Source organism: Pseudoalteromonas sp. Z9A6 (assembly GCF_011378805.1).
GTDB lineage: Bacteria > Pseudomonadota > Gammaproteobacteria > Enterobacterales > Alteromonadaceae > Pseudoalteromonas > Pseudoalteromonas distincta.
In genome coordinates this window covers 1-1,517 of record NZ_WTKZ01000117.1, presented here as the reverse complement: position 1 = coordinate 1,517, position 1,517 = coordinate 1, and the positions used below count along the sequence as shown (strand labels likewise).

The window sequence follows — 1,517 nt, the reverse complement described above, 5'->3', positions numbered from 1 at the left end:
AATGGCAGTGTGTAAACAATTGGCGCAATAATGTCGTCAGTGTGGTTTACGTTAATAACACGCATTGTGTCGTCTGACTCAAAGTGTGAATCTTTATCTGCGAATACGTAAATAATGCCGCCACGTGCGCGTACTTCTTCTACATTTGATTTAAGCTTTTCTAGCAATTCGTTATTTGGTGCTACAACAATAATTGGCATGTCGGCATCAATAAGTGCTAATGGGCCGTGTTTTAGCTCGCCCGCTGCGTAGGCTTCTGCGTGAATGTACGAAATCTCTTTAAGCTTAAGCGCACCTTCCATTGCGATTGGATATTGTGAGCCACGACCTAAAAACAGTGAGTGATGCTTGTCGGCAAATTCTTCTGCAAGGTCTGCAATGCCATCTGCAAGCAGTAATGTTTCTTCAAGCTTAGCCGGTAGTACTTTTATAGCATTAACAATAGCACTTTGATCAAGGCCTTTTTCTTGCGCGATAGACGCAGTAAGCATTAACAAACCAACTAATTGTGTAGTAAACGCTTTAGTAGAAGCTACGCCAATTTCAGCGCCCGCTTTGGTCATAAACGCTAGGTCTGATTCGCGTACAAGCGATGAACCAGGTACGTTACAAATGGTCATTGATGCCATGTAACCTTGCTCTTTAGCTAGGCGTAATGCAGCTAGTGTATCGGCTGTTTCACCCGATTGTGAAATAGTCACAAGCAGGCTGTTTTCGTGTACAAACGACTGGCGGTAGCGAAATTCTGAGGCAATTTCTACATTACAGCTTACGCCTGCAAATTGCTCAAGCCAGTAACGGGCAACCATACCCGAATGGTAAGACGTACCACAGGCAATAATTTGTACGTGTTTTACATCTTTAAATATTTGTTGTGCACTGTCGCCAAAAGCATCAATTGCTACGCAGTCGTCGTTTAAACGCCCTTCAAGGGTATTACGTACTGCAAGCGGTTGCTCGTAGATTTCTTTTAGCATGTAGTGACGGTAGTCACCTTTACCTGATGCATCTTGTGTGATGTTTGATTCAATCACTTCGCGCTCTACAGCGCCGCCATTTTCATCAAAGATTTCTACTGTGTCACGTGTAATACGCGCTACATCACCTTCTTCTAAGAAGATAAAGCTACGAGTAACAGGTAATAGTGCTAACTGATCAGAGGCAATAAAGTTTTCACCAAGGCCTAAACCAATAACAAGAGGGCTACCTGAACGTGCTACGATAATTTCATTGTCATTGTCTTTATCAAATACAACCGTACCAAACGCACCTTCAAATTGCTTAACAGCTGCCTGTACTGCAGCAAGTAAAGTAGTGTGCTGCTTACGAAGCTTATGAATTAAGTGCACCATTACTTCGGTATCGGTTTCAGATAGGAACTCGTAACCTTCTTCTTTAAGCGATGCGCGCAGGCTTGCGTGGTTTTCAATTATACCGTTATGCACAAGTGCTAACTGGTTGTTTGATACATGCGGGTGTGCGTTTTCTTCAGTAACGCTACCGTGTGTTGCCCAGCG

Annotated in this window: 1 protein-coding gene; it reads right to left on the bottom strand. The window is 43.4% G+C overall.

Annotated elements, in window-relative coordinates:
• Positions 1 to 1,517 (bottom strand): glutamine--fructose-6-phosphate transaminase (isomerizing) (gene glmS / locus GQR53_RS20425; protein WP_165745049.1); only part of this gene is annotated, 1,517 nt, incomplete at both ends.